The organism is Algoriphagus faecimaris, from assembly GCF_900101705.1.
Lineage (GTDB): Bacteria > Bacteroidota > Bacteroidia > Cytophagales > Cyclobacteriaceae > Algoriphagus > Algoriphagus faecimaris.
Genome location: NZ_FNAC01000017.1, coordinates 64,013 through 86,472 on the forward strand (window position 1 = coordinate 64,013; position 22,460 = coordinate 86,472).

Below are 22,460 nucleotides of genomic sequence, written 5' to 3' on the forward strand. Positions count from 1 at the left end.
AAAACTGTCCTTGAAAAATTCAGATCAAAATGATGAATGGTAGTTCAAGAAGGTAATGTGGAAATGGAATTAGATTTTGGATAGAGCTTAATCTCTTGACAATTAGTGCTATTTTGGGATAGTAGGTATTTTAATCAGGGAATAGTTTTCTGCTTTTCTTTCGATTTCCTCATTAAAGGCTAAATTTGCAACTCAATAATTTTTGCCATGAGTGATACGAAGATAAACACCCTTGAAACTTGGGTGGAAGTGCCCAAGAATTCTGATTTCACGATTTATAATCTTCCGTTTGGAGTTTTCAAAAATAAGCGACTAAGTCCCAGAGTAGGAATCGCTATCGGTGATAAAATCGTTGACTTGAGTGTACTGGATCAGGAGAGTTTTTTCTCGGATATGTTTTTGCCAGAAGGAATTTTTCTAACGGAGACACTGAATGAGCTTATTGGACTGGGTAAAGTCCAAACCAAAAAAATCCGCGAGCGTGTGCAAGAACTCCTTTTGGCGGACAATGAAAAGCTGAGAGATCATTCTATTCGGGGAAAAGTGATGGTTAATCGCAAAGAGGCAGAAATGCTTCTTCCTGTAAAAATCGGAGATTATACAGATTTCTATAGCTCCATGGAGCATGCCACCAATGTAGGCAAGATGTTTAGAGATCCGGAAAATGCCCTTCTTCCCAATTGGAAACATTTGCCGGTGGGTTACCACGGAAGAGCTTCTTCTATAATTCCATCAGGTGTAAATATTCACCGACCCAAAGGACAGTTCAAAGACCCCGATATGGAGGTCCCCGGTTTCGGACCCAGTAGAAGATTGGATTTTGAATTGGAGCTGGCATTTATCACTGGTAAAGCCACCCGGCTGGGAGATACGGTTTCGACTGCAGATGCCGAAGATTATATTTTCGGATTTGTTCTTTTCAACGATTGGTCGGCTCGTGATATTCAGGCTTGGGAATACGTGCCTTTAGGTCCCTTTTTGGGAAAAAGCTTTGCATCTTCTATTTCCCCATGGATCGTTACGATGGAAGCTTTGGAGCATTTTAGGGTAGAAGGGCCTAAGCAGGATCCTGAGGTTTTGCCTTATTTGCAATGTGAAAAAGCTCATGGTTTTGATTTACAATTGGAAGCTTATATCCTGCCTGAAGGAGTGAAACAATCAACCAAGGTCTGCACTTCCAATTTTAAATACATGTATTGGAATGTGGCACAGCAACTGGCCCATCACACCGTGAATGGCTGTAATCTCAATGTGGGCGATATGATGGCTTCGGGGACCATTTCCGGACCGACGGAGGATTCCTTTGGCTCCATGCTCGAACTCAGCTGGAAAGGCACTAAGCCCATCAAACTGGATACGGGTGAAGAGCGGAAATTTATAGAAGATGGAGATACCGTGATTTTAAAAGGATTTGGTGAAAAAGATGGAATCCGAGTTGGATTTGGTGAGGTGAGAGGCAAAGTATTGCCAGCAAAGTAATCCTTAGATAAAAATACAATAAAAAAACCGGCGACTGCCGGTTTTTTTGGTTTAGGTTGGTGATTGATTTTTTAGTTTTAATTGATGATTTTAAAGAGCATTTCGGGTTCATCAGTAGTGATGAAATCCACTCCACGCTCCAAAAGCCACTTCATGTCCGATTCATTGTTTACTGTCCAGGCATTGGTGCTTAGTCCCAATTCTTGGGCTTCTTTTATCCAGTTTGATCGGAGTTTGAGCAATCTGATATTGTAATCAAATCCAAAAAATCCCGCTTCTTTGAGTTCCGCTGGGGTTTTATCTCCCGTAAGGTAAGCGACATTGGCATTGGGATCAGTTTCGATTGCTTTTAACCCACCTTCATAGCTGAAGGTGATGTAGTCTACCCACTTCTGAGCCTTTAGCTGATGAACCATTTTGACTACAAGTTCTCCGATTTTTTCACTACGCTCTACCGAAATTCCCGAGGGTTTGAATTCAAGGATAAGCTTGGTTTTATTTTGTTTCATGCCTTCCCGCAGGTATTCTTCCAAGGTGGGGATTTTCTCTCCATTCGGAAGGTTTTTTTTAAGTAGCTCCTGATAAGTACTGTGCTCTATCTCCAATCCCTCAAAGTCAGCATCGTGATTGACTACCAATACATCATCCGAGGTCATCCAAACGTCAAATTCAGTGCCTTCACAGCCTAAAGCGATGGCCTCTCGAAGAGAAGCAATTGAATTTTGCGGATGATTTTGGGCTTTCCAAGCCCCTCGGTGGGCAATGACTTTGTTTTTGACAAACGAATCTTGAGCTAAAACTATCGAACTGACGAAGAACATGAGGATTGATGCGGTAAGAGATCGCAGCATAGAAATCAAAGTTTAAATGATAGCTAAAAGTATCAATTCTAATCTTTTTCTCGGCTAAAGAAATCAAAATTCACAGAAAAATGATTTTGGGTTGATTTCAACTTACTCCTTTTTCTTCCCATTCATTTTGTAGATCAAGTAGCCGATACCAATCAGAAAGTGTAATGCTAGTATTGATACGATCAAGATGATTAATGCTTCGTCACTCATTGGTTGATGGAGAATTAGTGGATTTTTTTGAGCCAAAGCGCTACTCTGACCCCGAGTCCCTTAGCTTTTAATAAAAAGATCGGATCGATACCGTCAAAGGGTCCCTCATCGGTCACCGCTGATGCTCCAAAAGCCGCCTCAACCTCCTCTCCCCCGATAATCAACATCCCATGAATGAGCATAGCACGGTGAATGCTATGTAGTACAGCTTCCTCTCCTATGGAAATGCCTCCTCCAGTAGAGAATGCTGCCCCGATTTTATCTTTCAAGGGCCTTCCCTCAAAAGGCCATGAATTGATAAAAGTTAATAACTCAGGAGGAGGGTTACCATTGTATACAGGTGAACCCACAATGATGGCTTTTGCCTGTAATAAGTCGTCTTGACTGACCTCATGAATAGGCTTGAGGAGAGCTACTTCATTTTCTGAGGAGATACCTTCAGCAATTGCCTCTGCCATTTTCCGGGTGGAGCCAGATTGGCTAAAATAAGTGACTAAAATAGACTCTTGGCTAAATCCAACTATTGGGATTAGCGCAAGAATAGGAAGAAGTAGCCATTTTTTCATTGGTGATTTTGGTTAACTGCCAAGGATACTTTGGTTGAGAAATGACTTTTTGCCTTTGGCTTGAACAAAACTAATAGTATTCGTATTTTTAAGTTAAACCAAAACATTTATTTTATGGCAGATACTGTAAAGATTTTAGATATTCTTTCATTGACACATGATGTGAAACAGTTCACCGTCGAAAAGCCCAAGGGCTACGGCTTTATTCCCGGTCAGGCAACAGAAGTCGCTATCAATAAGGAGGGATGGACTGAAGAAAAGCGGCCCTTTACTTTTACTTCTCTTCCTGATGATGAGCACCTAGAGTTTGTTATCAAATCCTATCCTGATCATGACGGGGTGACCAAACAGATCGGGAATTTGGTGCCAGGAGATGAGTTTATCATCGATGATGCTTGGGGAGCTATCCAATATCATGGGAGAGGGGTTTTTATCGCAGGAGGTGCAGGGGTCACACCTTTTATTTCTATTATCCGGGATTTACAAGCAAAAGGAGAATTAGAAGGCAATAAATTAATCTTTGCCAATAAGACCAGAAAAGATGTGATTTTGGAAGCGTATTTCCATGAACTTCTTGGTGATGATTTCATTTCAATTTTGGATCAGGAGGATCTTGAGGGGCATGCAAAAGGTCGGGTGACGATGGATTTTTTGAAGGAGAAAATTGAGGATTTTTCACAGGAGTTTTACGTTTGCGGACCAGATCCGATGATCAAAGCCGTTTCTTCAGCTCTGGAAAACCTCGGCGCCAATCCAGACGCAATTGTATTTGAAAAATAACAACTGGACTATTGATGTATGAAAAAAGCCAAGCTTCTTTAGAGGCTTGGCTTTTTGACTGAATAAAATTCTCTTTAATTGAATCCTATCTCTGTGATTCCTTGGTGGCTGATTTTGATCGCTTCCATCGGGTCTAGGCCAAAGGTTTGATCTTGCTCCACTAAATAGTAAGCCATTCCAGATTTATCTTTTTCGGCCAGAATTCTGGCAAAGTCAATATTTCCTGTTCCGACCGGAGCAAAATTTCCTTCATCATTCATGTCTTTGACATGCCAAGCCTTGAATCGACCCGGATATTTTTCGAAATAAGCCAAAGGGTCGGCACCTGCCTTAGTCACCCAGAATAAGTCCATCTGATAGTTGACGTGTGCAGGATCGGTATTTTCTAGAATATAATCAGTCAAGATAGTTCCATCTTCCATAGGCTTAAATTCGAAGTCATGGTTGTGATACAGAAGTTTCAGTCCTGCTGCAGTACATTTTTCTCCAAGGGTCGTTAGGATATTGACGAGTTCTTCTTTGGTGCCTTTCATGCCCATACCGTCAGGACCGAAAGTGAACATTCCCATAGGGGGTACAGGAATTACAAAATATTCGAATCCTGCTGCTTTGGTAGCGGCGATTTGTTCGTCGGCATTTTCCAAGTTGACACCACCCATGTGTGTACTCTTTGGTGCTAGTCCTAGGGACTCCAGGTAGGATTTGAATTCAGCAGGCTCCATGCCATAAAACTGACCATCAGCATAGCCTGCGGCCTCGACATAGGCATAGCCTGCATCGGCCACTTTCTGAAGTGTGGCTTTGGGGTCCTCGGCCATAGCATCTCTTACCGTGTAAAGTGCTAGTCCGCCTAGTCTTTCGGGTTCTTGATTCTCTGTCACTTCTGTTTCGCTGTTTTCTTCATTGGAACTGGAGGAACCGCAAGCGGCCACTCCTAAACTAATTGTCATAGCTAAAGCTAAATTCCAAATGCTTGATTTTTTCATGTGCTTTTTATTTGAGTTGTAAAGGCTGCACCTCACTAAGGAAAGTCAGGTGCTCGATTTCTTATAGGTTTGGGTGTTTGGAATTCGAAAGATATTGAAAATGGCTGAATTATGCAGATTAGATTTTACCCATGACCTGTATCACTTAAATCCAAAAACCAAAGGAAAGACAAATACCACAATCATCGTCCATATCAAATAAACAGGAAGGTAACGGACGACCACCAAACCTACTTCTTGGATTGATTTGTCTTTTCGGAGTGTGGTAATCAGTCCCCGGCAAACCCATAGCAAATGAATCAACATCAGGACATTTATACCCAAGACTGCGAGTCGGTTGGGAGTAAGGCCGTATTCGCTGATTCGAAAAGCTATGGCGGATAGCGCCACCAGATTGACAATGACTGTAGCGAGGGAGAGGAGGATCAATACCCATTTGGACATCTTGGAGTTTGACTCCTGACTGGATTCTGCTACCGAGAAGAATATCAAAGCTAAAACTCCTATCAGAAGCAGGTTAAAGAGCAGTAAAAATTCCCGGTCATTGTAGGGATCTTTACCCGCGTAGACTATGGCTCCTAGGTAGAAGAAAAGCATAATCAGCACTAGTGGAGCAAAGATTTTGGCAATGATGGGTGGGACTTTATTTACCAACTGCGGATTGGTTTGGGTGAGGTGCGTCGCAATAAGCGGAGCTGCCACCAAGCCAAAAAGCCCGATATTTTCAAAGTAAAATTCACCAATATCCAGCCCGATCAGATTAAATAAACCGATCGTGATCCCTGATAGTAGCATTCCGGCCAGTCCAAGTACAGCACCCATGATGACAGCATCACCATTGAAGTTTAGGAATTCCAATCTCTTCAGTAGGTTTTTAGGCTGTGCCTCCCCAAAGACAAATCCCAAAACCCCCCATAGGAGCAAGGGTAAATGGATACAGGCCAATAGCAAAGTGTCACTTTGATTGTTTTCGGGGAGCAAGTTGATGTAGAAAATCGAACCCATTAGAACCAATCCCGGTAACCAAAGTGATGTGGGGGAAAGCTCTTTTTTCCACACAAAATAAAGAGACACAAAGGGAAAGACCAGAAAGCTCAGATTTCGGGGATAGAAAAATTCCTCATTCCAGTTGAAGAAATCAGGTGATTTTGCTATCAGCCAGGCGACAGATGCTGCGATCAAAATAAATGCCCATGCCTTGGAATTTCCCCATTCTCTGGATTCAGCGGCAAAATTGAGCCGGGCATTCCAGAATTCCACCGTAGGTGTGTCCTGGATTTGCGGATAGAGTTCCTGGAAGGCAATTTTGAATTCCGATTTATTTTTCCGGTAAAGTTTTTCCAATTCCTCCGCTTGGTGGAGATTGGAGAGGATTTGCTCTTTCATATACTATGGGGGTTAAGGGGTCAATATTTTTATTAATTCCAATGTCCAGTTACTGCAAATGCCATCACCGCGCTCATCCAAATTGCTACAAAATAGAGAAGAGTACTGAAAATGACTGCGATGAGTTTTTGATTGCCTTTGGGAAACCACTTAAATCCCATCAGGTAAAAGAACATTCCACCTGCTGACCCGCCTAAGGGGATTATGATTAGCGGGTAATACATCCAGGATTCGAAGAGATCTTTTTTGGTCAAGATGACAAAGAGCAACCATGCCAAAGGCAAACTCGCTCCCAGCATCGCTGGTAAAAACAACTCCTTGGGATGGAATGGGAAGAATGAGGGGGGTTGATTTTTCATTTTGTTTTAAGTTTAGTTCAATATTTATTTTGAAAGTACTTTGTAAATCAAAGTCAATGGATAAATTTTTTTAAGTTTTATTTTCGTTGATTAAATTTTCGAGGAAATCGAGATGGGATTGGAAGGCTTTTTTTCCAGTAGCGGTGGCAGAGTAATTGGTCAGAGGTTTTCTTCCTGCAAAGCTTTTTTTGACATGGATATAGTCGGCTTTTTCCAGATGTCTTAGATGAGAAGCGAGGTTGCCATCTGTGACTTCGAGGATTTCTTTGAAGGAAATGAAATCATATTGCTCATTGACCATCAGGATGGACATGATGCGCAGTCGGATGACGTTTTCAAATGCCTTGTCGTAGTTTCCCCTCACCTTATCGATCGTATCGGTAATACATCATGGAGCCATAGATCACATGAAGGACTCCAAATCCCAGCGCCCAACATAGCAAGCCATAACCCGGAAAGAATGCGGCTAGAATTCCTAATATCAACTGACCTATTCCCAGATTTCGGATTTCTCCCAAGGTAAAATGAGAAGCGCTAATCAATCCCAAACCATAAAAAACCAAGGTGGCCGGTGCAATCAGCTGATAGGTACTCTCATGGATCAAAGCAAAGGAAAACAAGCCCCCTGCCACTACAGGGATAAACAAGGCAAGTAGGAAGCGCTTGCTAGCAGGAGACCAGAATTTCTCGGCCTTTCGTTGACTTTTGCTTTGACTCAGTAGATAGGCAGATCCAATGGCCAAGAGCAAGACAAGCAGGGCAACAGCCAATAAATTGGTTTGCAACTCTGCCGGGGAACTGGGCTCAAATTCCGCTCCATAGGTGGTGGAGGGAAAGTAAATCCAGTACCATGCGATTCCGGCGCCGATAAAGGCATAAATACCCGCCAAAATTCCAGCTAGCCCACTCAAGGACAGGAATCGGGTGCTTCGTTCCATCATGGATTTGATTTCTGCTAATTCTTGTTCTGGTTTCCTCATTTTAAAAGTACTTTGAATAACAAAGTAAATTAGAATTTTGAAATCTTACCATCCCTAGGGGAAATTTTTCTGATTTTTTTTCAAAAAGTAAAAAAGCATCGTAAGAAAGCCTGATTTAAGGCAAATGCCGTATGGCGGTTTTGGGATGTGGCTGTTTCCTTTGAGGTGAATTAAATGAAAGAGTTATGAAGAGATTATTTTACCTTTTTACCTTAATAATGTTGATGGTAGGCTTGTGTGTTTCCTGCACGGATAGTGAAGATATGGATCCGGATGATCCACAGATTACCAACGATTTGGATTTCCCGTTTACACTATCGGGAGATGAAAGCCGATATGTGATGGAAATAGACGGGGTAGAAGTGAGCAATAATGCAGAAATCCTCAATACACTCAATGTTGACAAATCTATTTCGGTAAATCTTTGGGGACCTCAAAATGATTTCAATTTTGGCTCTTTTTATTGGATCCCTTTAGGCACGGGTACTTACGAAACCGGACATGATTTGGGGCCGGGTAACGGATCCAATGGCAATAATATTTTCATGAATGCATTCGTGAAAAAGGATGGTACAAAGCACTATGCTTATTCCTCGCATGAGTACGGTTTTTTGGAGGATAGACGTATTCCGGGTTCATCCTGCACGGTCAAAATTATCACTTTCGAAGGAGGTCAAACGACTTATTCCTTTATGAATGGTACGTATAGCCAATTTATAGGAACAGTGGAGGGACAGTTTGCCGGCACCTTCAAAACTCCCGAAGGTCAAGAAATCAAAGTGACCAAAGGGCAATTTAGAATTGTTCAAGAGTTGCCTCCGGGAGCAGTCGTAGTGGATTAATCAAAATATTTAGGGCTTTTCTACTATGGAAAGCCCTTACTTTTTCCCTATTTCCCCGAGATGGGTGAATTTAAAGCCTTTTTCATATTTCAATCCATAGCCTAGCATTCGGTCTAAGGCAGTATGAGAAAATAGAATAACCCCAGCCACCTCTGCAATTTGGGATTCCAATAAAAAACCAAAGCCAAAAACCAGCATTGCAATCCCGCGATGATGGAAAACATTGTACACCCAAGCTCCAATTTTCTCACCTGCCATATAACCCAGCATTCCGATATCCGGAAGGAAAAACAATCCGGCAAACCACCACCAAGATAGTTCGGTCAAATAAAAAGCATAGCTGCCTAGTAGTAAGAGGGCTAGTTCTTCGATGCGGAGTAGATTTTTCATCTTTAGGAGAAGTAAAGCAGTAAACTTACAATTTTAACTAAGACCTGTCAGGTTTTCAAAATCTGACAGGTCTAGCTTGATTCTTAAAGTAAAAACGCCATCCTTTTGGGATAGCGTTTGATCGATTTGAAGTTGGTGATGTTTATTGGAAAAGCTGCGGAGCAAATTGACTTAAATACACACGCCAGTTTCTCCAGGTGTGCCCACCTTCGCTTTCGACATACTCATAGGGCATGTTCATCTCATCTAATTTTGCTCTGAATTCTGTATTGGCATCATAAAGGAAATCCGTTTTCCCAATTGCGATCCAATATAATTCGTAGCCATTGTCCATTTGAGTTTGGAGGGTCTCGTCGAAGTTGCTGTACACTTTGCCGGTGGCATCTTCTCGTGGCATAATGGCTGCGGAGAAAAGTCCGATATAATCAAAGGTATTCGGATAATATCGGGAAATGTGAAGCGTATGGTATCCACCCATGGACAGCCCGGCAATAGCTCGATTGCTTTTGTCAGCCTTGACTCTGTAATTGTTTTCTACGAAGGAGATAATGTCCTCAAAAGCGCCCTCATAGGTGCCATCCATGGTTTTTGGAACCATAAAGGTCGGTTTGTAGAAGTTTTTGCTTCCTTCACCCGGTGCTCCATCCTGGATGACATTGCCATTGGGCATGACCACGATCATAGGCTTGGCTTTTCCTTGAGCAATCAGATTGTCTAAAATCTGAGCTGTACGGCCTAGATTAATCCAAGCCTCCTCATCTCCTCCCGCTCCATGAAGTAAGTAGAGTACAGGGTAAGTTTCAGCAGATTTTTCATATCCCGGAGGCGTATAGATGGTGATTCTACGATCCATACCCAGTCCGGGAGAATCGTACCATCTGCGAGTCACAGATCCATGAGGGATATCATTGGTCATAAACAAGTCGGCATGAGCTCCTCCCACGATGAAGATATTGGTAGCAGTTGCCACATCACGGATCAAGAAGGGATTATTGGGATCGGTAGCTTTGAAGCCATCGACTAGGAAAGCGTAATTGTATAGCTCAGGGTCCAAGGTGCTGGTGGTCAGAGACCAGACACCGTTTTCGTCTTTAGTCAGTTTTGCTTTGCCCGGTCCGTCCATGGGGCCGCGGGGAGTTTCTACTTTGACTGTAGGGAGAAAATCTCCAGTCACTTCTACTAGGTCTGCGTCAGGAGCAAAAAGACGAAAAGTGACCGTCTTGTCTTCATGGATTTCTGGAGAAATCAGTTGCTGCGCATTAAATAGCGCTTCCTGTGCTAAAATCGGAAGGCTAACTACCAGCACAAGGGCTAATAAGAATAGTTGTTTTTTCATTAGGTATAGGTTCTATTGTTTCATTTTGGAAAAATAGAAAAAAGTAGGATCAAAACCTAGGGTTCACTAGTCGAGTGATCAGCAAATCAATCCATATTTTTTTTGTCATAAATCCAGCCTTCCCTTTTGGATAGTCCTGGAGTAGAACCTGTGAAAAGCTTTGCTGCCTCCTTGTCTCCTTTGAGTTGCCACTGATACCAATGGGTGGCTACCCAAGCAAACTCTCCTCCGAAAGATTCTCCATAAGTACCGCCATGTCCCACGTCCAAGTTTCCTACAAAAATGGGTACATGGTCAATTCGATCAAAATCATCCATTCCATTGCCGTAAGCGATATCGGACTCTCCGCCCAGAAGATAGAGTGTGGGGGTATGGATTTTTGCAAGTTGATCCTTGGTGACTTGGGGCATTCCGGGCATGCCTCTTCCGGTGTCTTTCAATACTCCGCTATTGAACACGCCGATTGTGGTGATTCTCGGGTCATGAGCCATTTCCAGTGTTTGCAATCCACCGCAAGACATACCGCTCAGGGCAATATTACCGGTATCAATCTTTTGATAGTAGAGGCTAGTGGGCTTTGAATTTTCTGCGATCGCCCAATCAATGGCATCCAATAGCTTTTGAGATTTGGAGCGCACATCAGTTTGCTTGGGCATCGTCCCGATGGCAAGGACCAAAAATCCATGAGAAGCCACTTCATTAAGAAAATTGACATGCTCCCAAGGTGAATCATAACAGGCTCCGTTGCCCCAGGCGATAATGGGGAGCTTTTTGTTCTGATCAAATGGTGCAAGATTCTGAGGTCTGAACACAGTATGGGTTGGGAGGCCAGATTCTTTGGTCATCACAGCAGGATATTCACCCGTTCCTCCATTTTCGACGATTTCTGATGTAGTCCCTGTTTCAAAAACTAAGTTTTCCGAGAAAAACGGAAGTGTCTTGGTTTTGATTCGTTCCGCAATTCGATTGAGATGATCACCTTCGTAGCTTTCATAAAAATGAGCAATTTGATAGCTGTCCAGTAATCCATGGAGCTTTTTGGTAGCTTGGCTGATTCCGACGTCTTGAAGCCCTGCGTCTATTCCGATCGCATTTAGTTTTTTGAGATTAAGAATGTATTGATCTACAAAATTAAGGGTCCGGTTGGCGATGATTTTATTGATTACCTCTTGTCGTGGCTCACCATTTTTTGCGGGTAAGTCCAGGTAAAGCGGTGGGTTTTGAGGGTTGGGTGAAAATGCTGCTGCCGTAGCCAAGGTTGCTATTTCAAAAAACGATGTCTGCTCCAATTGCTCCGGAGTCAGATTTTCGAGCTTTTTCATCAATTCAGGATCGGTATTGCTGCCTCCATCCATACAGCAGGGACTTAAGGCGTAAATGGATGAAAATACTTCGGGATATTTCATCCCTAAGCGCAAGGTACCGTATCCGCCCATGGAGTGTCCTGCCAAGCCCCGACTTTCCTTTTTGGGCAGGGTTCGGTAATTCGCGTCTACATACTCCACCAATTCTTTGGCGACGAAGGTTTCCCAATCTCCAATCGTGGCTGAATTGGCATACATACTTCCCTTGAAGCGATTGTAGGCATTAGGCATGACGACAATCATTTCCTTGGATAGCTCTTCTGCGATAGATTCTTCGATGACATCCTGCAGGTTGATCCAGTGATCTTCCCATCCAAACCACTGCGAATCGGTGTCCGTGAAGCCATGAAGCATGTAAAGGACCGGGAATCGCTGATCAGCACTTTTCTGATAGGTGGGGGGTAGATAAACGGTCACTTCCCGGTCTGCCGGGTCGCCGATGAGGTTGCCTTCGAGTGCTTTGCTGTGGATTTTGATCCGTTCTTTGCTTCCTTTTTGTGCATGGGCAAAAGTGAAACTCAACAGAAATAAGGCCGTCAGGAGAAAAAGCTTATTCATAGGTCTAATGGGTTTAGGTTTGCCTTAAAAATATGGGTTTTGCCGAATTTGTCCTATTGAAACAGGATGGTTTTGTGGGTCATTCCGGCCCATTAGCCAATTAATTTTTAAAAATAGGTGGAAAAGTAGCTGAAATCTACCGGAGGAAATAGATCAGCGTCCCAAAAAGCCCAAGGAGCCCCAACAACCAAATGAGCCAGTAAGGTTTACGCTTGAGTGGGTTTTTGCCCCAAAAGACAATCGTCAGCTGCATCAAGAGTGGCCGGTTTTTGGATATGAAATTATAGCCATGATTACTAAGCTGGCGAAATATTTTGGACCGCTGATACCAATTATGCCAAAAGGTGCTGGGCTCCTTGAAATAGGCAAAAGTTCGAAAAGCCGAGTCAGGTCCACTAAATACAGCACCGTCTTTTTCTATCAGTCGCGAGGCTCTTTTAAATTCTTTGAACGGAATGTCAGGGAAATTTTCAGCTACCTCCTGGAAAGTTTGGTATTCCAGTCCCCTCGTTTTACTTTTCCAAACCATGATCCAATACTTACAAAAACCACATTGTCCGTCCCAGATAAATAAATCTTCTTTGGGAGGAAATTGGGTTTTTGGGATAGTTTCAAACATTGGTTTCGGTTTAGTGTGATATTCTAATATACTGAATAAAACCGAAGTGTTTTGGATTTGATCCGATGGAAGGAGGGATTCTTATTGGATAAAAATTGGATCTTTTTCTACTAGCAGCTTTTTTAGGCATGGTAAAAAGGCAGTTAATGTTGTGTGGTAAAAATTTAAGTATAACGGTCAAAAATGAATGCCTTAGTAATTGGAGATCTTCATGGCAGGAGCGTTTGGGAGGGAATTCCAGACTTGTTCACCTTTGATCGGGTCGTATTCATTGGTGATTATTTTGATGCCAAGGAGAATATTTCCGAGGCAGAGCAAATTGCCAACTTTTTGAGATTGCTCGAATTGAAGAAATCCTACCCCGAGAAAGTTACTCTTCTGACGGGGAATCATGATTACCATTACTTTCCATTTTCTAAAAGTGTGTTTTCCGGGTTTTCTCAGACGCTTTATTCCTCCATCTCTAAAATGATGAATGAAGCCTATCTTGAGGGTATTTTGGAAGCTGTCTGCCTGATTAATCATTTCCTAATTACCCATGCGGGAGTTACCAAAACTTGGTTTAGGGAAAATATCGGGAATCCGGAGAAGTTAGCATTGGAAGAAGTAGAGGAGTCTATTTCCGTTCTTTGGCGCAATCAACCCGAATCCTTTGATTTTGAAAAAAGGCCAGAAGCGGCCCCGGATGGAGATGATGTATTTCAGCCTCCTTTTATGGTGCGTCCACCTTCTGTGCTGCGGGACCGCATCCCCAACTGTATACAGGTGATTGGTCATACTCAGGTGCCAAGCATCAAGATGCTAGCCAATAATCTCATTATGTGTGATGTGCTTGGATACAGAAGAGAAGCGCTGATCATTCGAGATGCTAAGGTCACGGTGATGGAGTTTTGAATCAATTATTCATTCTATGTGCTGAAAAATGTAACTTGAAAATCTTTCAAAGACTCCAAAAAGACTTCTAATATGAATAAGCCATTTATTGCATTTTTCCTTTTCCTCGTAATCAGTTATTCCGCCTTTTCCCAGTCTCGAATTATTACCGGAGGATGGGTTTTTGACACAGAGAGCAAAAGCTTCAAAAAAAATCAGGGGATTTACATTGTCAATGGGCTTTTTGGAACCGGAAATGAAAAAATCACCAATTGGGAAGTTCGAAGTCTAAAAGATGACGATTACATTTTGCCAGGATTTATCGATCTGCATGCCCACTATCGGGTAAGCTATGAAGGAAAGGCTTTTGACGATACGGTCGCCATGCCGAAGATTTTTTTGGCAAATGGCATCACCAGTACTTTTCCTGCAGGGGAAATCGAACCAGAAAAGATGTGGGATCTTCAAGACGCAATCGATCGGGGACAGCGACCCGGCCCCAGAATTTTGCACTCAGGGCCCTATTTTGGTACAGCTGCACCGGATTGGGATCGGGAATTCACCGATGGGCAGATTCGTGAGCGCGTAGATGAGTGGGCGAGGCGAGGAGCATATGGATTTAAGGCCAAAGGAATTACCGCTGATCAGCTTCAAGCCCTGATCGATCAAGCGCATCAGCATGACTTGACGGTGACAGGCCATCTCAATTCTGGCTATCGCAACTCGGTCAATCCTCAAGAGGCAATCGAAATGGGAATCGATCGGGTGGAGCATTTCTTGGGGGGTAGGTTATTGGCGGATTCTATCGATGCTTATCAAAGCCTGAAGCAACTCGATCCGGCCGATCTGCGATTGGATGAGATTATTCAATTGTATATCGACAGCGGAGTTTATTTCGATGCTACACTGGCAACTTACGGCGCAATCGGAGGAGTGGATTCACCGGTTTTCTTCGATTTTGCTTTTGAGGAATTGTACTACACGCCTTTGGCCGATCGTGTGATTAAGGCAAGTGAGCCATCCGCATTCAATGAATTGTGTGCTCAAATCTATCCGATCAAGCAAAAAGTACTCAAGCGTTTTTACGATGCCGGGGGTTTGATTACGGTGGGCACAGATCGTCCATTTTTGTTGGATAATTATTTGGGAAATGGGATTGGCGGTTTTTTTATCCATCGGGAATTAGCCGCGATGGTAGAGATCGGAATCCCGGCTGAGGATGTGCTGTATTTTGTTACTCAGCAAAACGCCGAAGCATTGGGGATTGCTGACAAGGCAGGAAGCATCAGTCCCGGAAAGTGGGCAGATTTTTTGGTGATCAAAGGAAATCCGCTGGAAGATATTACCCGTACCCGATCGGTTCATACGGTGGTTCGGGGCGGGAGAATTTACGATTCTCAAAGTTTGAAAAATGCAGCCAAAGGAAAACTGGGGCCTGTGGAGTAAGAGAGGATACTAATTCAAAGTTGGCAATTAAGCTGTCTGGTTTTGGAATTTAATGTAGATAAAATTTGATTCATCCGATATGATTTTGTGTTGATCCTTAATTTGCACTTCAATACTTACCTTATGGCCAAAAAGAAATCCAAACCTCAACGTACAAAATTTAACCCCATAAATTACTTAAAAACCGGTAACGCCAGAAAACTACCGATTCATCAATGTCTTTTACCAACGAATTGGGAAGAAGTTAAAAAGTTTCCCGCGATAGTTGCCAGAAAGCATGTAAATAATCATGTTACCTTTGCATCTGTTTTGGTGGACTTATTGTGTACGGGTGCAAAGGATGTTTTATTTTTCGTTAATGAACCCGAATCACTTTATCAGGAAATTTTGGAAAATTATGAAGACGGGATTTCAATTCAATTTGAACCCGTTTCTTATGAATTAATCCACAATGTCATTTTTGAATCGGTTGCTTTTGCGGAGGAATTTGGAATAGCTCCTCATGAGGACTTTAAGTTTGCTGAATTAATTTTAGAGGAAGATTCAGATGATTTTCCAAGGCTAGAAGTTCCCTTAGGCGAAGAGGGCAAAGCGTATCTTTACTTAACTGAAGGCGATGATCGTGCCCCCTATTTTGAGCGACAAATTTTGAAGTATGGGAAGCCGGGAACTTTTCAAATTATTCGAAATGAATTCGCTTCTTTATTTGATGAGGATGATCTGGATGAAGATGAGGATAGCGATAAATATTTAGTATCCTGCTATGGTTGGGATGAGTTGGATTGGGAAGAGTTTTATGATGAGATGAATCTTGATGAATTACCTAATGAAATCCTTTTGTACACCATTTCTCGTTTGCCAGAATATGAGTATGATGAAATGGTAGATGAGCCGATTTTTGCACCCTTTTTGGATATCCAACATACTGAGGAAGATATTGAGGAATTTCGTTACAGTAAAGAAGAATTAGGTTTCATGAAGAGTATTTATGAAAATCTTCAATTAATGAACTCAAAAGATAAAGCAGGTCATCTGGATTTGTTGACACAAATTGAGATAGGTATTAATAATTACCCTACAAACAGAGTCTTGCATCATTACCATTGGGAGTATTTTCAACGAATGGAGGATTTACCCAAGGCTTTGGAAATTGCAAAGGAGATGAAAGAGAAATTTCCTGATTACTTGTATAGCCTTAGCAGTCATGCTCAAACTTTGATTGAAATGGGTGAGGTTAACTCCATTCCTGAGGCTATGAATCACCATGTAACGATTCAGGATTTTATATCCGAAAGAGAAATATTTCATATCAACGAATTGCAGGCATTTTATTCCCCATGGATTTACTACTTCTCTAAAACCGGACAGCTAAGAATTGCACTTTTCCTCTATAATTTTCTTCAGGATTATTTTGTGCTTTTTTCTAATGATCTTCATCCACTTGTGGAAAATACTCTTGTTGATGCGACACGAAAAGTGGTTGAACCCTATTATGAAAAAGTTCAGTCTAGAAAAGTGTCAAAAGTTGAGTTTGTGGATTTGATGATGGGAGAATATTAGATTTGGGACAGCAAAACCCTTAAAGAATAAGTTATTCTTTGAAGTTCAAAGTCTATCGGGATTCAATAGATAGTTTAGACGCTCCAAAAAACGGTTTGGTCTAAGAAATCAATTCTGACACAAGGAGGTCTTCATCCAAATCTTCCCAATGAATTCCTTCTCCTTCGCCAATAAATCTCCAATTTAGGAGCGCAGCTTCTGAAGCTCCTCTCAGCTTTATAAACCATTCTAAAGGTATACTCACTTCTCTTCCATCCTCCAAGAAAATAATCATTTTTTCAGTGGTAAAAGAAATATCTTTTGCAAGATTAGATTTCAATTTAGTTAAAGTACTCATCCCAGCTTTTGGTTAGACTTTTTATATTTTCTTGAATCAAGATACGAATTTCTCTAAGTTCAGGTGCAGAAAAGTTTTTTGTGGAAATTAGTTCAATAGGATCTAGAAGAAATTTTGCTGCTTTTCCAGACTTTTCTACAAGAATGTGTTTTGGCAAATGGTCGTTGCTGTAAAAGAAAAATCGATAGCCATTTATTTTTAAAATGGTGGGCATTTTACTAAAATTTAACTTAACCAATTAATAAAATTTTGTAACCATTGACAAATCAGAAAACCCAAATTAACAACCCAATTTTAATTTTTAATTTTTATGGCACCCCTAACTCCATTTGCCATTCCCCCATCCTCAAGGTATCTTTGCGACAGAAATAAAAAACCGTAGCCGTGTCCAATAAAAACGTCAAAGTAGGTCTCGTTCAACTCAGTTGCTCTGGAGATGTGGCCGAAAATATGGAAAAAACCATTGCAGGAATCCGTACTGCTGCCCAAAAAGGCGCTCAGGTGGTGGTCCTGCAGGAACTTTTTAGATCACTCTACTTCTGCGATGTGGAGGATTACGAAAACTTCAAGCTCGCCGAAGCCATTCCCGGGCCTTCTACCGAATCCCTGAGTGGAATAGCCAAAGAATTGGGCGTGGTGATTGTTGCTTCCCTTTTTGAAAAGCGTGCTGAAGGATTGTATCATAATACGACGGCTGTCCTTGATGCCGATGGAACTTACCTAGGAAAATATCGAAAAATGCATATCCCAGACGATCCAGGCTATTTTGAGAAGTTTTATTTTACCCCAGGGGATTTGGGCTACAAGGTATTCCCGACCAAATTCGGAAAGATTGGCGTTCTCATCTGCTGGGATCAGTGGTACCCGGAAGCCGCTCGGATTACGGCTTTGAAAGGCGCGGACTTTTTGGTGTATCCTACGGCCATCGGTTGGCATAAGGATCAGGACCAACTCACCAATGAGGAACAGTACGGCGCTTGGCAAACCATTCAGCGTTCCCATGCCGTAGCCAATGGCATTCCGGTTGTATCGGTCAATCGAACAGGGGTAGAAGGACACATGCAGTTTTGGGGTGGTTCGTTCGTGGCCAATCCATTCGGAAGGGTTGTGTACAAAGCCCCGCATTTGGAAGAGGAAATCCACGTGGAGGAATTGGACTTGACCGGATCGGATCGCTACCGTACGCACTGGCCTTTCCTCCGGGATCGTAGAATCGATTCCTATGAGCCCATTACCAAACGATTCCTCGACGAAGATTAAGCCGATGTCAGATATTTTCACACTTGCGCGGGAAGGGAAAGCAACTCCTGCCGAATTGGGTTATTATTTCCCGGCGGAATTTGCGCCGCAGGAGTCCATGTGGTTGTCTTGGCCGCATAAGGAAGAAAGCTGGCCGGGAAAGATTGAGAGGATTTTTGCGCCCTATTCCCAGTTTATCAAAGAAGTAGCCCAAGGGCAAAAAGTCAATATCAATGTGGCCAATGAAGCCATGAAGGCTTTTGCTTTGGCACATCTGGAAAAAGTCGGAGCGGATTTGAGCAAGATATTCTTCCACTTTTTTCCCACCAATGATGCCTGGTGTCGGGATCATGGACCAGCCTTTGTAATCAATCCCAAAGGAGAACAGAAAAAGGCCATCGTCAAGTGGAACTACAATGCTTGGGGAGATAAGTATCCCCCTTACGATCTGGATAATCAGATTCCCATCCGAATAGCAGAAGAATTGAACCTTCCCTGCTTCAAGCCGGGTATTGTCATGGAGGGCGGTTCGGTGGAATTCAATGGGAAAGGAACACTTTTGACCTCGACGGCTTGTCTCCTGAATGAGAACCGTAACCCACACCTCAACCAAGCCCAAATCGAACAATACCTCTGTGACTATTATGGGGTAAATCACATTCTTTGGGTAGGGGATGGCATCATCGGGGATGACACCGACGGGCATATTGATGACATTACCCGCTTTGTCAATGAAGATACCGTGGTGACCGTGGTGGAGGAAAACAAATCCGACCAAAACCACGAGATTCTGGCCGAAAATCTTGAAATGCTTAGGAAGATGCGTCTGGAAAATGGCAAGCAGTTGAATATTGTAGAGCTTCCCATGCCCAGTCCGGTGATTTGGGAAGACCAGCGGCTTCCTGCTTCCTATGCCAATTTCTACATAGGGAATGAAGTGGTGGTGGTGCCGACTTTTCGGGATAAAAACGATCAGAAAGCTCTGGATATCCTGACGGATTGTTTTCCGGGAAGACGAGTTATTGGAATCGATAGTACGGATATCATCTGGGGATTGGGGAGTTTTCACTGTCTAAGTCAGCAGGAGCCTGCGGTGTAACGTCATTGCGAGGGGCTGTTGGAAAATCTAAGGCCTGAAAAATATTAAAAGCCCCGAAGCAATCTTGCAAAGATTGTGTAATGTTTGGAGACTGCTTCGTCCTTCCTCCCTGCCTTGTCGGCAGGTAGGCTACCGATGACGAATAACATTGTGCAAATTAAGTTCATGTCAGTCCGAGCACCCGAAAGACGGGAGTCTGAAGGTACGAGGACCCTTCGATTTCGAGACTCTTGTCTCTTAAGTGCTCAGGGTGACTAGAATAACTGCTTAATTTTAAAATTCCATCATCTCGTTTTTTGCATTTTTCTAAATATTAAGCCTCGCACTGACGGCAACCTTTTTCATTTGGAGGCCTACCATTTAGGAGAAAGCAAGAAAAGATATGGTCATTTATTAATTCGAAAACCTAAAATACCCGTTTGATTTTTTCAAGAATCGGAAATAATTTAAAAATAGTTGAAATACGATTGTTTATTATGTTAGTTTAAGGAATTGCAAAATAAACTAATGAATATGGGTGGTGGCATATAAGAACTCAAAAGATTATTCCGAAAAAATCCGTTTTTCAGCTTGTACTTTTCTAAGAATCGCAAGGTTCTGATCCTAAGGGATTTGGAAGTATGAACTAGAATACTTAAAATCAACCATTCATTTAATTATTTCTAACAATTAACCATTTACAACTATGAAAAAGTTAAAAGTTTTATCTATTGTACTGTGCCTAGGATTTATAGGTATTCTAGGAATTGATTTATCCGTTTCTACCAATCATGGTACGATTTTAGGAGCTCTCACTTCTAATTCATTAGCGCAGGCTACCGTTGTTATTGGAGGAGAAGGATGTCCTCCTTGTGGGCCATTGATGGGTAATGCAGCTGTTACCCGTTATTGTTGTGCTGACACTAATAGCGATGCCTGCGCTGCAGCTAGATGTTAGGTTTACTAGCAACAAGCTGTTTCATGCTTGCATCTGGGACAGCTTGTACTTCTGAAATAAATTAAAAATCCCTTTAAACGTAATCTATGAGATTTAAGAACTTCATATTTATCCCTGTGATTTTTCTTGTTTTTTGTAAGCCTGAAATACAAAAAGAGGTCCTTACCTATACTACAATTTCACAAAATTTGCCCAAGGCTGATGATGTAATCGATTTTGATAATTATTTTGAAATCACTGAAATTATTGCATTAGAGACTATAGATTCGTCTATCATTGACTTTGTGCATAAAGTTTTAATAGATGAATATTTATTTATAAAGGGTAGTGGTGCAATTTATAAGTTTGATAAAAATGGAAGATTCATCTCTAAGATTGAAAAAGGTAAGGATGGGCCTGATGGTTTTATAAATTTAACTGATATTGTTTTACTGCCAGATCAAAATCGAATTTGGGTATATGATTCTAATCAAAGGAATTTACTTCAATTTGATTATGATTTTAATTTTGAGATAAATTATAAGTTAGGTTTTCCTCTTTTTGGTATAGAAAAAAGTGATGACCGTTTATTGGGTACACCTGGGTACATGATGTCTATAGATAAGCCGAGAGCCTTAATTAATTTTTCAGGTGAAAACTTGGCTATTGGGTATTCTTTGGAAAACTCTTTTCTTCCGTTTGAATTAGAAAAATCTAAATACTTGCACATAAATAGAGATGATTACTTTTCAATAAAAAATCAAAACGAATTTAATTTTGTTAATTCTTTTAATGATACAATTTATTCTATAAATAAAGATGGTGTACCTATTATCGAATACTATATTGATTTTCAAGACAAAAAAGTATTAAATGAGGATTTGATCAATAGAGGGTATTCTACAATTGTGGATGTATTTACCAATATTAATTCAACAGACAAATCTTTTAATATAGGAAATGTTTTTCAAAGTAAATCGTTTCTCACATTTCGTTTTTTTAATTCTGGCAAACCTTATTTGTCAATTTATAATAAAGGTGATAATAGTCTTGTTTCAGGAAGCAGAATTAAGTTTAACTTAAATGGCAATGAATTTGTCGTTGACTTTGAGGAGGAGATGCGGATTGGATCACTCGGCGAAGGAATTGGATATATTTCTCTTCCACTGGAAAGTGGGTTTCTTTCCGACTTAAATGAATTCGCGGAATTGAATGAAAGTGATAATCCACTAATTTTAATATTTCATGAAAAATAGGTTTGCTGCAGTTTTTTTAATCTTGTTTTCTTGTTCTGAAAAAGCTGATTCTGATAATTTTTCTAGCCAAGGAGTAAATGCGCTATCCGAAATGGTTACCGACAGATATTATGATGAAGACTTTTTTTTATCTTTTAAAAAGAAGTTTTCCAAAAGTACAAATGGCTTTTTATTTATTTTACCGAGTTCTTCCTGCTTTAACTGTTTTGACTATTTGACAGATCAATTGGGTGAGTTTATCGGAAGCAATCATTCGAATCAGATTGTTGTGGTAAAAAGTGAAAATATAAAGGATAGGGAAATAATGTATGCTTTTAGGAAAATTTTAGATAGAGATAGTATTCAAATTCTTAATAATACTGAATTAGATCAAATTAATCAGCATGAATTTTATCCAAAATTGGGCTATATTAAAAATGGGAATTTATCTTGTATAGCTGTTTTCGAACAAGGAAATGACAATAAGGTTCGAAATTATTTTAAATTTATTGATCTTATGATAAAGTAAAATAATTCATATTTTAAGTCATTATTTAACTTAAAGGCCCCTTCTGGGTGTAGCAATATCATGATCGGGACTAGGCGTATGTTTATAACTACGCCTTCCTATCCAAACAAATTTGTAATTTGTTTATGAAACAAGGAGTCGAATCAAACGGAGAGAAGTATTCCAATTGAGTCTTAGGTTGTAAATGGTAAGTAGTAAGTAGGAGGTGGGTTGAAATGAGATAAGGGGTAAATTGTAGGCATTGGTTTGCTTTTGACACAAATCACGATCTTTGAGCCGGTTTTAAATTAAAGGGCTAATGGATCGGCTATTTTCAGAACGTGAATCAGAAAGCTGATTTCTTTAAAGGATGATTTCTTTATTTTCCTACAAATATATATTCCCGCTAAATTTAACGTTTGACTTTTCCAAGAATCGAAAATAAATTAAAAATAGTTGAAATACGATTGTTTATTATGTTAGTTTAAGGAATTGCAAAATAAACTAATGAATATGGGTGGTGGCATATAAGAACTCAAAA

The 22,460-nt window shown here is 41.2% G+C and carries 24 protein-coding genes; 11 read left to right on the forward strand and 13 right to left on the reverse strand.

All coding sequences use genetic code 11. The annotated features are described in order from the left end of the window. Positions 1-207: 207 nt before the first annotated feature. Positions 208-1,479 carry a fumarylacetoacetase gene (fahA, locus tag BLQ57_RS10670; protein ID WP_087939267.1) on the forward strand — a complete coding sequence of 424 codons (1,272 nt, stop codon included), beginning with the start codon at positions 208-210 and terminating at the stop codon, positions 1,477-1,479. Positions 1,480-1,556: 77 nt separating this feature from the next. Here fahA and BLQ57_RS10675 read toward each other — a convergent pair whose 3' ends face one another. Next, positions 1,557-2,330 (reverse strand): glycerophosphodiester phosphodiesterase, encoded by a 774-nt coding sequence (locus BLQ57_RS10675; protein WP_175444663.1) that lies wholly within the window; start codon positions 2,328-2,330, stop codon positions 1,557-1,559. Positions 2,331-2,554: 224 nt separating this feature from the next. After that, on the reverse strand, positions 2,555-3,106 hold the full coding sequence (locus BLQ57_RS10680; protein WP_087939268.1) for a flavodoxin family protein: 552 nt from the start codon (positions 3,104-3,106) through the stop codon (positions 2,555-2,557). Positions 3,107-3,220: 114 nt separating this feature from the next. On the opposite strand from BLQ57_RS10680, the gene BLQ57_RS10685 reads away from it, so the two are divergent. Beyond that, positions 3,221-3,886, forward strand: a complete 666-nt coding sequence (locus tag BLQ57_RS10685; RefSeq protein WP_087939269.1) for a ferredoxin reductase domain-containing protein — start codon at positions 3,221-3,223, stop codon at positions 3,884-3,886. A 74-nt stretch (positions 3,887-3,960) separates the two neighbouring features. Here BLQ57_RS10685 and BLQ57_RS10690 read toward each other — a convergent pair whose 3' ends face one another. The 5 genes from BLQ57_RS10690 to BLQ57_RS10710 form a co-directional block, all read right to left on the reverse strand. Then, complete coding sequence (locus BLQ57_RS10690) at positions 3,961-4,872, reverse strand: sugar phosphate isomerase/epimerase family protein (protein WP_087939270.1); 912 nt, start codon at positions 4,870-4,872, stop codon at positions 3,961-3,963. Positions 4,873-5,013: 141 nt separating this feature from the next. Beyond that, positions 5,014-6,258 carry a DUF4153 domain-containing protein gene (locus BLQ57_RS10695; RefSeq protein WP_087939271.1) on the reverse strand — a complete coding sequence of 415 codons (1,245 nt, stop codon included), beginning with the start codon at positions 6,256-6,258 and terminating at the stop codon, positions 5,014-5,016. Positions 6,259-6,290: 32 nt separating this feature from the next. Next, positions 6,291-6,617: a hypothetical protein gene (locus BLQ57_RS10700; RefSeq protein ID WP_087939272.1), complete on the reverse strand. Its 327-nt coding sequence runs from the start codon at positions 6,615-6,617 to the stop codon at positions 6,291-6,293. A 70-nt stretch (positions 6,618-6,687) separates the two neighbouring features. Then, the gene (locus BLQ57_RS10705) at positions 6,688-6,981 is read right to left on the reverse strand and encodes a winged helix-turn-helix domain-containing protein (protein ID WP_087939273.1); all 294 of its coding nucleotides are present in this window, start codon (positions 6,979-6,981) and stop codon (positions 6,688-6,690) included. Position 6,982: 1 nt separating this feature from the next. Further along, positions 6,983-7,597, reverse strand: coding sequence for a hypothetical protein (locus BLQ57_RS10710; protein ID WP_205635620.1), 615 nt, complete (start codon positions 7,595-7,597; stop codon positions 6,983-6,985). Positions 7,598-7,782: 185 nt separating this feature from the next. Between BLQ57_RS10710 and BLQ57_RS10715 the strand changes: the two genes are divergently transcribed. Then, complete coding sequence (locus BLQ57_RS10715; RefSeq protein ID WP_139162710.1) at positions 7,783-8,439, forward strand: hypothetical protein; 657 nt, start codon at positions 7,783-7,785, stop codon at positions 8,437-8,439. A 36-nt stretch (positions 8,440-8,475) separates the two neighbouring features. Here BLQ57_RS10715 and BLQ57_RS10720 read toward each other — a convergent pair whose 3' ends face one another. The 4 genes from BLQ57_RS10720 to BLQ57_RS10735 form a co-directional block, all read right to left on the reverse strand. Beyond that, positions 8,476-8,829, reverse strand: a complete 354-nt coding sequence (locus BLQ57_RS10720) for a DUF4260 domain-containing protein (protein ID WP_087939276.1) — start codon at positions 8,827-8,829, stop codon at positions 8,476-8,478. A 142-nt stretch (positions 8,830-8,971) separates the two neighbouring features. Continuing rightward, positions 8,972-10,165, reverse strand: coding sequence for an esterase (locus tag BLQ57_RS10725; protein WP_087939277.1), 1,194 nt, complete (start codon positions 10,163-10,165; stop codon positions 8,972-8,974). An 86-nt stretch (positions 10,166-10,251) separates the two neighbouring features. Beyond that, a complete protein-coding gene (locus tag BLQ57_RS10730; RefSeq protein WP_087939278.1) occupies positions 10,252-12,087 on the reverse strand; it encodes an alpha/beta hydrolase-fold protein in 1,836 nt (611 codons plus the stop codon). Between the two features lie 136 nt (positions 12,088-12,223). Continuing rightward, entirely contained in the window at positions 12,224-12,706 is a 483-nt protein-coding gene (locus tag BLQ57_RS10735) for a DCC1-like thiol-disulfide oxidoreductase family protein (RefSeq protein WP_087939279.1), read from the reverse strand. A 183-nt stretch (positions 12,707-12,889) separates the two neighbouring features. On the opposite strand from BLQ57_RS10735, the gene BLQ57_RS10740 reads away from it, so the two are divergent. The 3 genes from BLQ57_RS10740 (at position 12,890) to BLQ57_RS10750 (ending at position 16,585) form a co-directional block, all read left to right on the forward strand. After that, positions 12,890-13,600: a metallophosphoesterase gene (locus BLQ57_RS10740; protein ID WP_087939280.1), complete on the forward strand. Its 711-nt coding sequence runs from the start codon at positions 12,890-12,892 to the stop codon at positions 13,598-13,600. A gap of 72 nt (positions 13,601-13,672) precedes the next feature. Continuing rightward, on the forward strand, positions 13,673-15,025 hold the full coding sequence (locus tag BLQ57_RS10745; protein ID WP_087939281.1) for an amidohydrolase family protein: 1,353 nt from the start codon (positions 13,673-13,675) through the stop codon (positions 15,023-15,025). A 123-nt stretch (positions 15,026-15,148) separates the two neighbouring features. After that, complete coding sequence (locus BLQ57_RS10750) at positions 15,149-16,585, forward strand: hypothetical protein (RefSeq protein WP_087939282.1); 1,437 nt, start codon at positions 15,149-15,151, stop codon at positions 16,583-16,585. Positions 16,586-16,685: 100 nt separating this feature from the next. Here the strand turns inward: BLQ57_RS10750 and BLQ57_RS10755 are convergent, their stop codons facing one another. Together BLQ57_RS10755 and BLQ57_RS10760 are read right to left on the reverse strand one after the other, a co-directional pair. Further along, complete coding sequence (locus tag BLQ57_RS10755) at positions 16,686-16,922, reverse strand: DUF2442 domain-containing protein (RefSeq protein WP_087939283.1); 237 nt, start codon at positions 16,920-16,922, stop codon at positions 16,686-16,688. Next, on the reverse strand, positions 16,906-17,136 hold the full coding sequence (locus tag BLQ57_RS10760; protein ID WP_087939284.1) for a DUF4160 domain-containing protein: 231 nt from the start codon (positions 17,134-17,136) through the stop codon (positions 16,906-16,908). Before BLQ57_RS10760 ends, BLQ57_RS10755 begins: the two co-directional genes overlap by 17 nt. 170 nt (positions 17,137-17,306) lie before the next feature. Between BLQ57_RS10760 and BLQ57_RS10765 the strand changes: the two genes are divergently transcribed. The 5 genes from BLQ57_RS10765 to BLQ57_RS10785 all read left to right on the forward strand — a co-directional run bounded on the left by BLQ57_RS10765 (position 17,307) and on the right by BLQ57_RS10785 (position 21,940). Continuing rightward, entirely contained in the window at positions 17,307-18,182 is an 876-nt protein-coding gene (locus tag BLQ57_RS10765) for a carbon-nitrogen hydrolase (RefSeq protein WP_087939285.1), read from the forward strand. A gap of 4 nt (positions 18,183-18,186) precedes the next feature. After that, positions 18,187-19,260: an agmatine deiminase family protein gene (locus BLQ57_RS10770; protein ID WP_087939286.1), complete on the forward strand. Its 1,074-nt coding sequence runs from the start codon at positions 18,187-18,189 to the stop codon at positions 19,258-19,260. Positions 19,261-19,945: 685 nt separating this feature from the next. Continuing rightward, positions 19,946-20,197 (forward strand): hypothetical protein, encoded by a 252-nt coding sequence (locus BLQ57_RS10775; RefSeq protein ID WP_087939287.1) that lies wholly within the window; start codon positions 19,946-19,948, stop codon positions 20,195-20,197. A gap of 86 nt (positions 20,198-20,283) precedes the next feature. Beyond that, a complete protein-coding gene (locus BLQ57_RS10780; RefSeq protein ID WP_087939288.1) occupies positions 20,284-21,432 on the forward strand; it encodes a 6-bladed beta-propeller in 1,149 nt (382 codons plus the stop codon). Continuing rightward, a complete protein-coding gene (locus tag BLQ57_RS10785; RefSeq protein ID WP_087939289.1) occupies positions 21,422-21,940 on the forward strand; it encodes a hypothetical protein in 519 nt (172 codons plus the stop codon). The genes BLQ57_RS10780 and BLQ57_RS10785 overlap by 11 nt, the downstream gene beginning before the upstream one ends. Positions 21,941-22,460 lie beyond the last annotated feature (520 nt).

What these genes read in the sequence shown, in the direction of transcription:
- fahA (WP_087939267.1), top strand. Translation starts at nt 208, where the DNA reads ATGAGTGATACGAAGATAAACACCCTTGAAACTTGGGTGGAAGTGCCC.
- BLQ57_RS10675 (WP_175444663.1), bottom strand. Translation starts at nt 2,330, where the DNA reads ATGCTGCGATCTCTTACCGCATCAATCCTCATGTTCTTCGTCAGTTCG.
- BLQ57_RS10680 (WP_087939268.1), bottom strand. Translation starts at nt 3,106, where the DNA reads ATGAAAAAATGGCTACTTCTTCCTATTCTTGCGCTAATCCCAATAGTT.
- BLQ57_RS10685 (WP_087939269.1), top strand. Translation starts at nt 3,221, where the DNA reads ATGGCAGATACTGTAAAGATTTTAGATATTCTTTCATTGACACATGAT.
- BLQ57_RS10690 (WP_087939270.1), bottom strand. Translation starts at nt 4,872, where the DNA reads ATGAAAAAATCAAGCATTTGGAATTTAGCTTTAGCTATGACAATTAGT.
- BLQ57_RS10695 (WP_087939271.1), bottom strand. Translation starts at nt 6,258, where the DNA reads ATGAAAGAGCAAATCCTCTCCAATCTCCACCAAGCGGAGGAATTGGAA.
- BLQ57_RS10700 (WP_087939272.1), bottom strand. Translation starts at nt 6,617, where the DNA reads ATGAAAAATCAACCCCCCTCATTCTTCCCATTCCATCCCAAGGAGTTG.
- BLQ57_RS10710 (WP_205635620.1), bottom strand. Translation starts at nt 7,597, where the DNA reads ATGAGGAAACCAGAACAAGAATTAGCAGAAATCAAATCCATGATGGAA.
- BLQ57_RS10715 (WP_139162710.1), top strand. Translation starts at nt 7,783, where the DNA reads ATGAAGAGATTATTTTACCTTTTTACCTTAATAATGTTGATGGTAGGC.
- BLQ57_RS10720 (WP_087939276.1), bottom strand. Translation starts at nt 8,829, where the DNA reads ATGAAAAATCTACTCCGCATCGAAGAACTAGCCCTCTTACTACTAGGC.
- BLQ57_RS10725 (WP_087939277.1), bottom strand. Translation starts at nt 10,165, where the DNA reads ATGAAAAAACAACTATTCTTATTAGCCCTTGTGCTGGTAGTTAGCCTT.
- BLQ57_RS10730 (WP_087939278.1), bottom strand. Translation starts at nt 12,087, where the DNA reads ATGAATAAGCTTTTTCTCCTGACGGCCTTATTTCTGTTGAGTTTCACT.
- BLQ57_RS10735 (WP_087939279.1), bottom strand. Translation starts at nt 12,706, where the DNA reads ATGTTTGAAACTATCCCAAAAACCCAATTTCCTCCCAAAGAAGATTTA.
- BLQ57_RS10740 (WP_087939280.1), top strand. Translation starts at nt 12,890, where the DNA reads ATGAATGCCTTAGTAATTGGAGATCTTCATGGCAGGAGCGTTTGGGAG.
- BLQ57_RS10745 (WP_087939281.1), top strand. Translation starts at nt 13,673, where the DNA reads ATGAATAAGCCATTTATTGCATTTTTCCTTTTCCTCGTAATCAGTTAT.
- BLQ57_RS10750 (WP_087939282.1), top strand. Translation starts at nt 15,149, where the DNA reads ATGGCCAAAAAGAAATCCAAACCTCAACGTACAAAATTTAACCCCATA.
- BLQ57_RS10755 (WP_087939283.1), bottom strand. Translation starts at nt 16,922, where the DNA reads ATGAGTACTTTAACTAAATTGAAATCTAATCTTGCAAAAGATATTTCT.
- BLQ57_RS10760 (WP_087939284.1), bottom strand. Translation starts at nt 17,136, where the DNA reads ATGCCCACCATTTTAAAAATAAATGGCTATCGATTTTTCTTTTACAGC.
- BLQ57_RS10770 (WP_087939286.1), top strand. Translation starts at nt 18,187, where the DNA reads ATGTCAGATATTTTCACACTTGCGCGGGAAGGGAAAGCAACTCCTGCC.
- BLQ57_RS10775 (WP_087939287.1), top strand. Translation starts at nt 19,946, where the DNA reads ATGAAAAAGTTAAAAGTTTTATCTATTGTACTGTGCCTAGGATTTATA.
- BLQ57_RS10780 (WP_087939288.1), top strand. Translation starts at nt 20,284, where the DNA reads ATGAGATTTAAGAACTTCATATTTATCCCTGTGATTTTTCTTGTTTTT.
- BLQ57_RS10785 (WP_087939289.1), top strand. Translation starts at nt 21,422, where the DNA reads ATGAAAAATAGGTTTGCTGCAGTTTTTTTAATCTTGTTTTCTTGTTCT.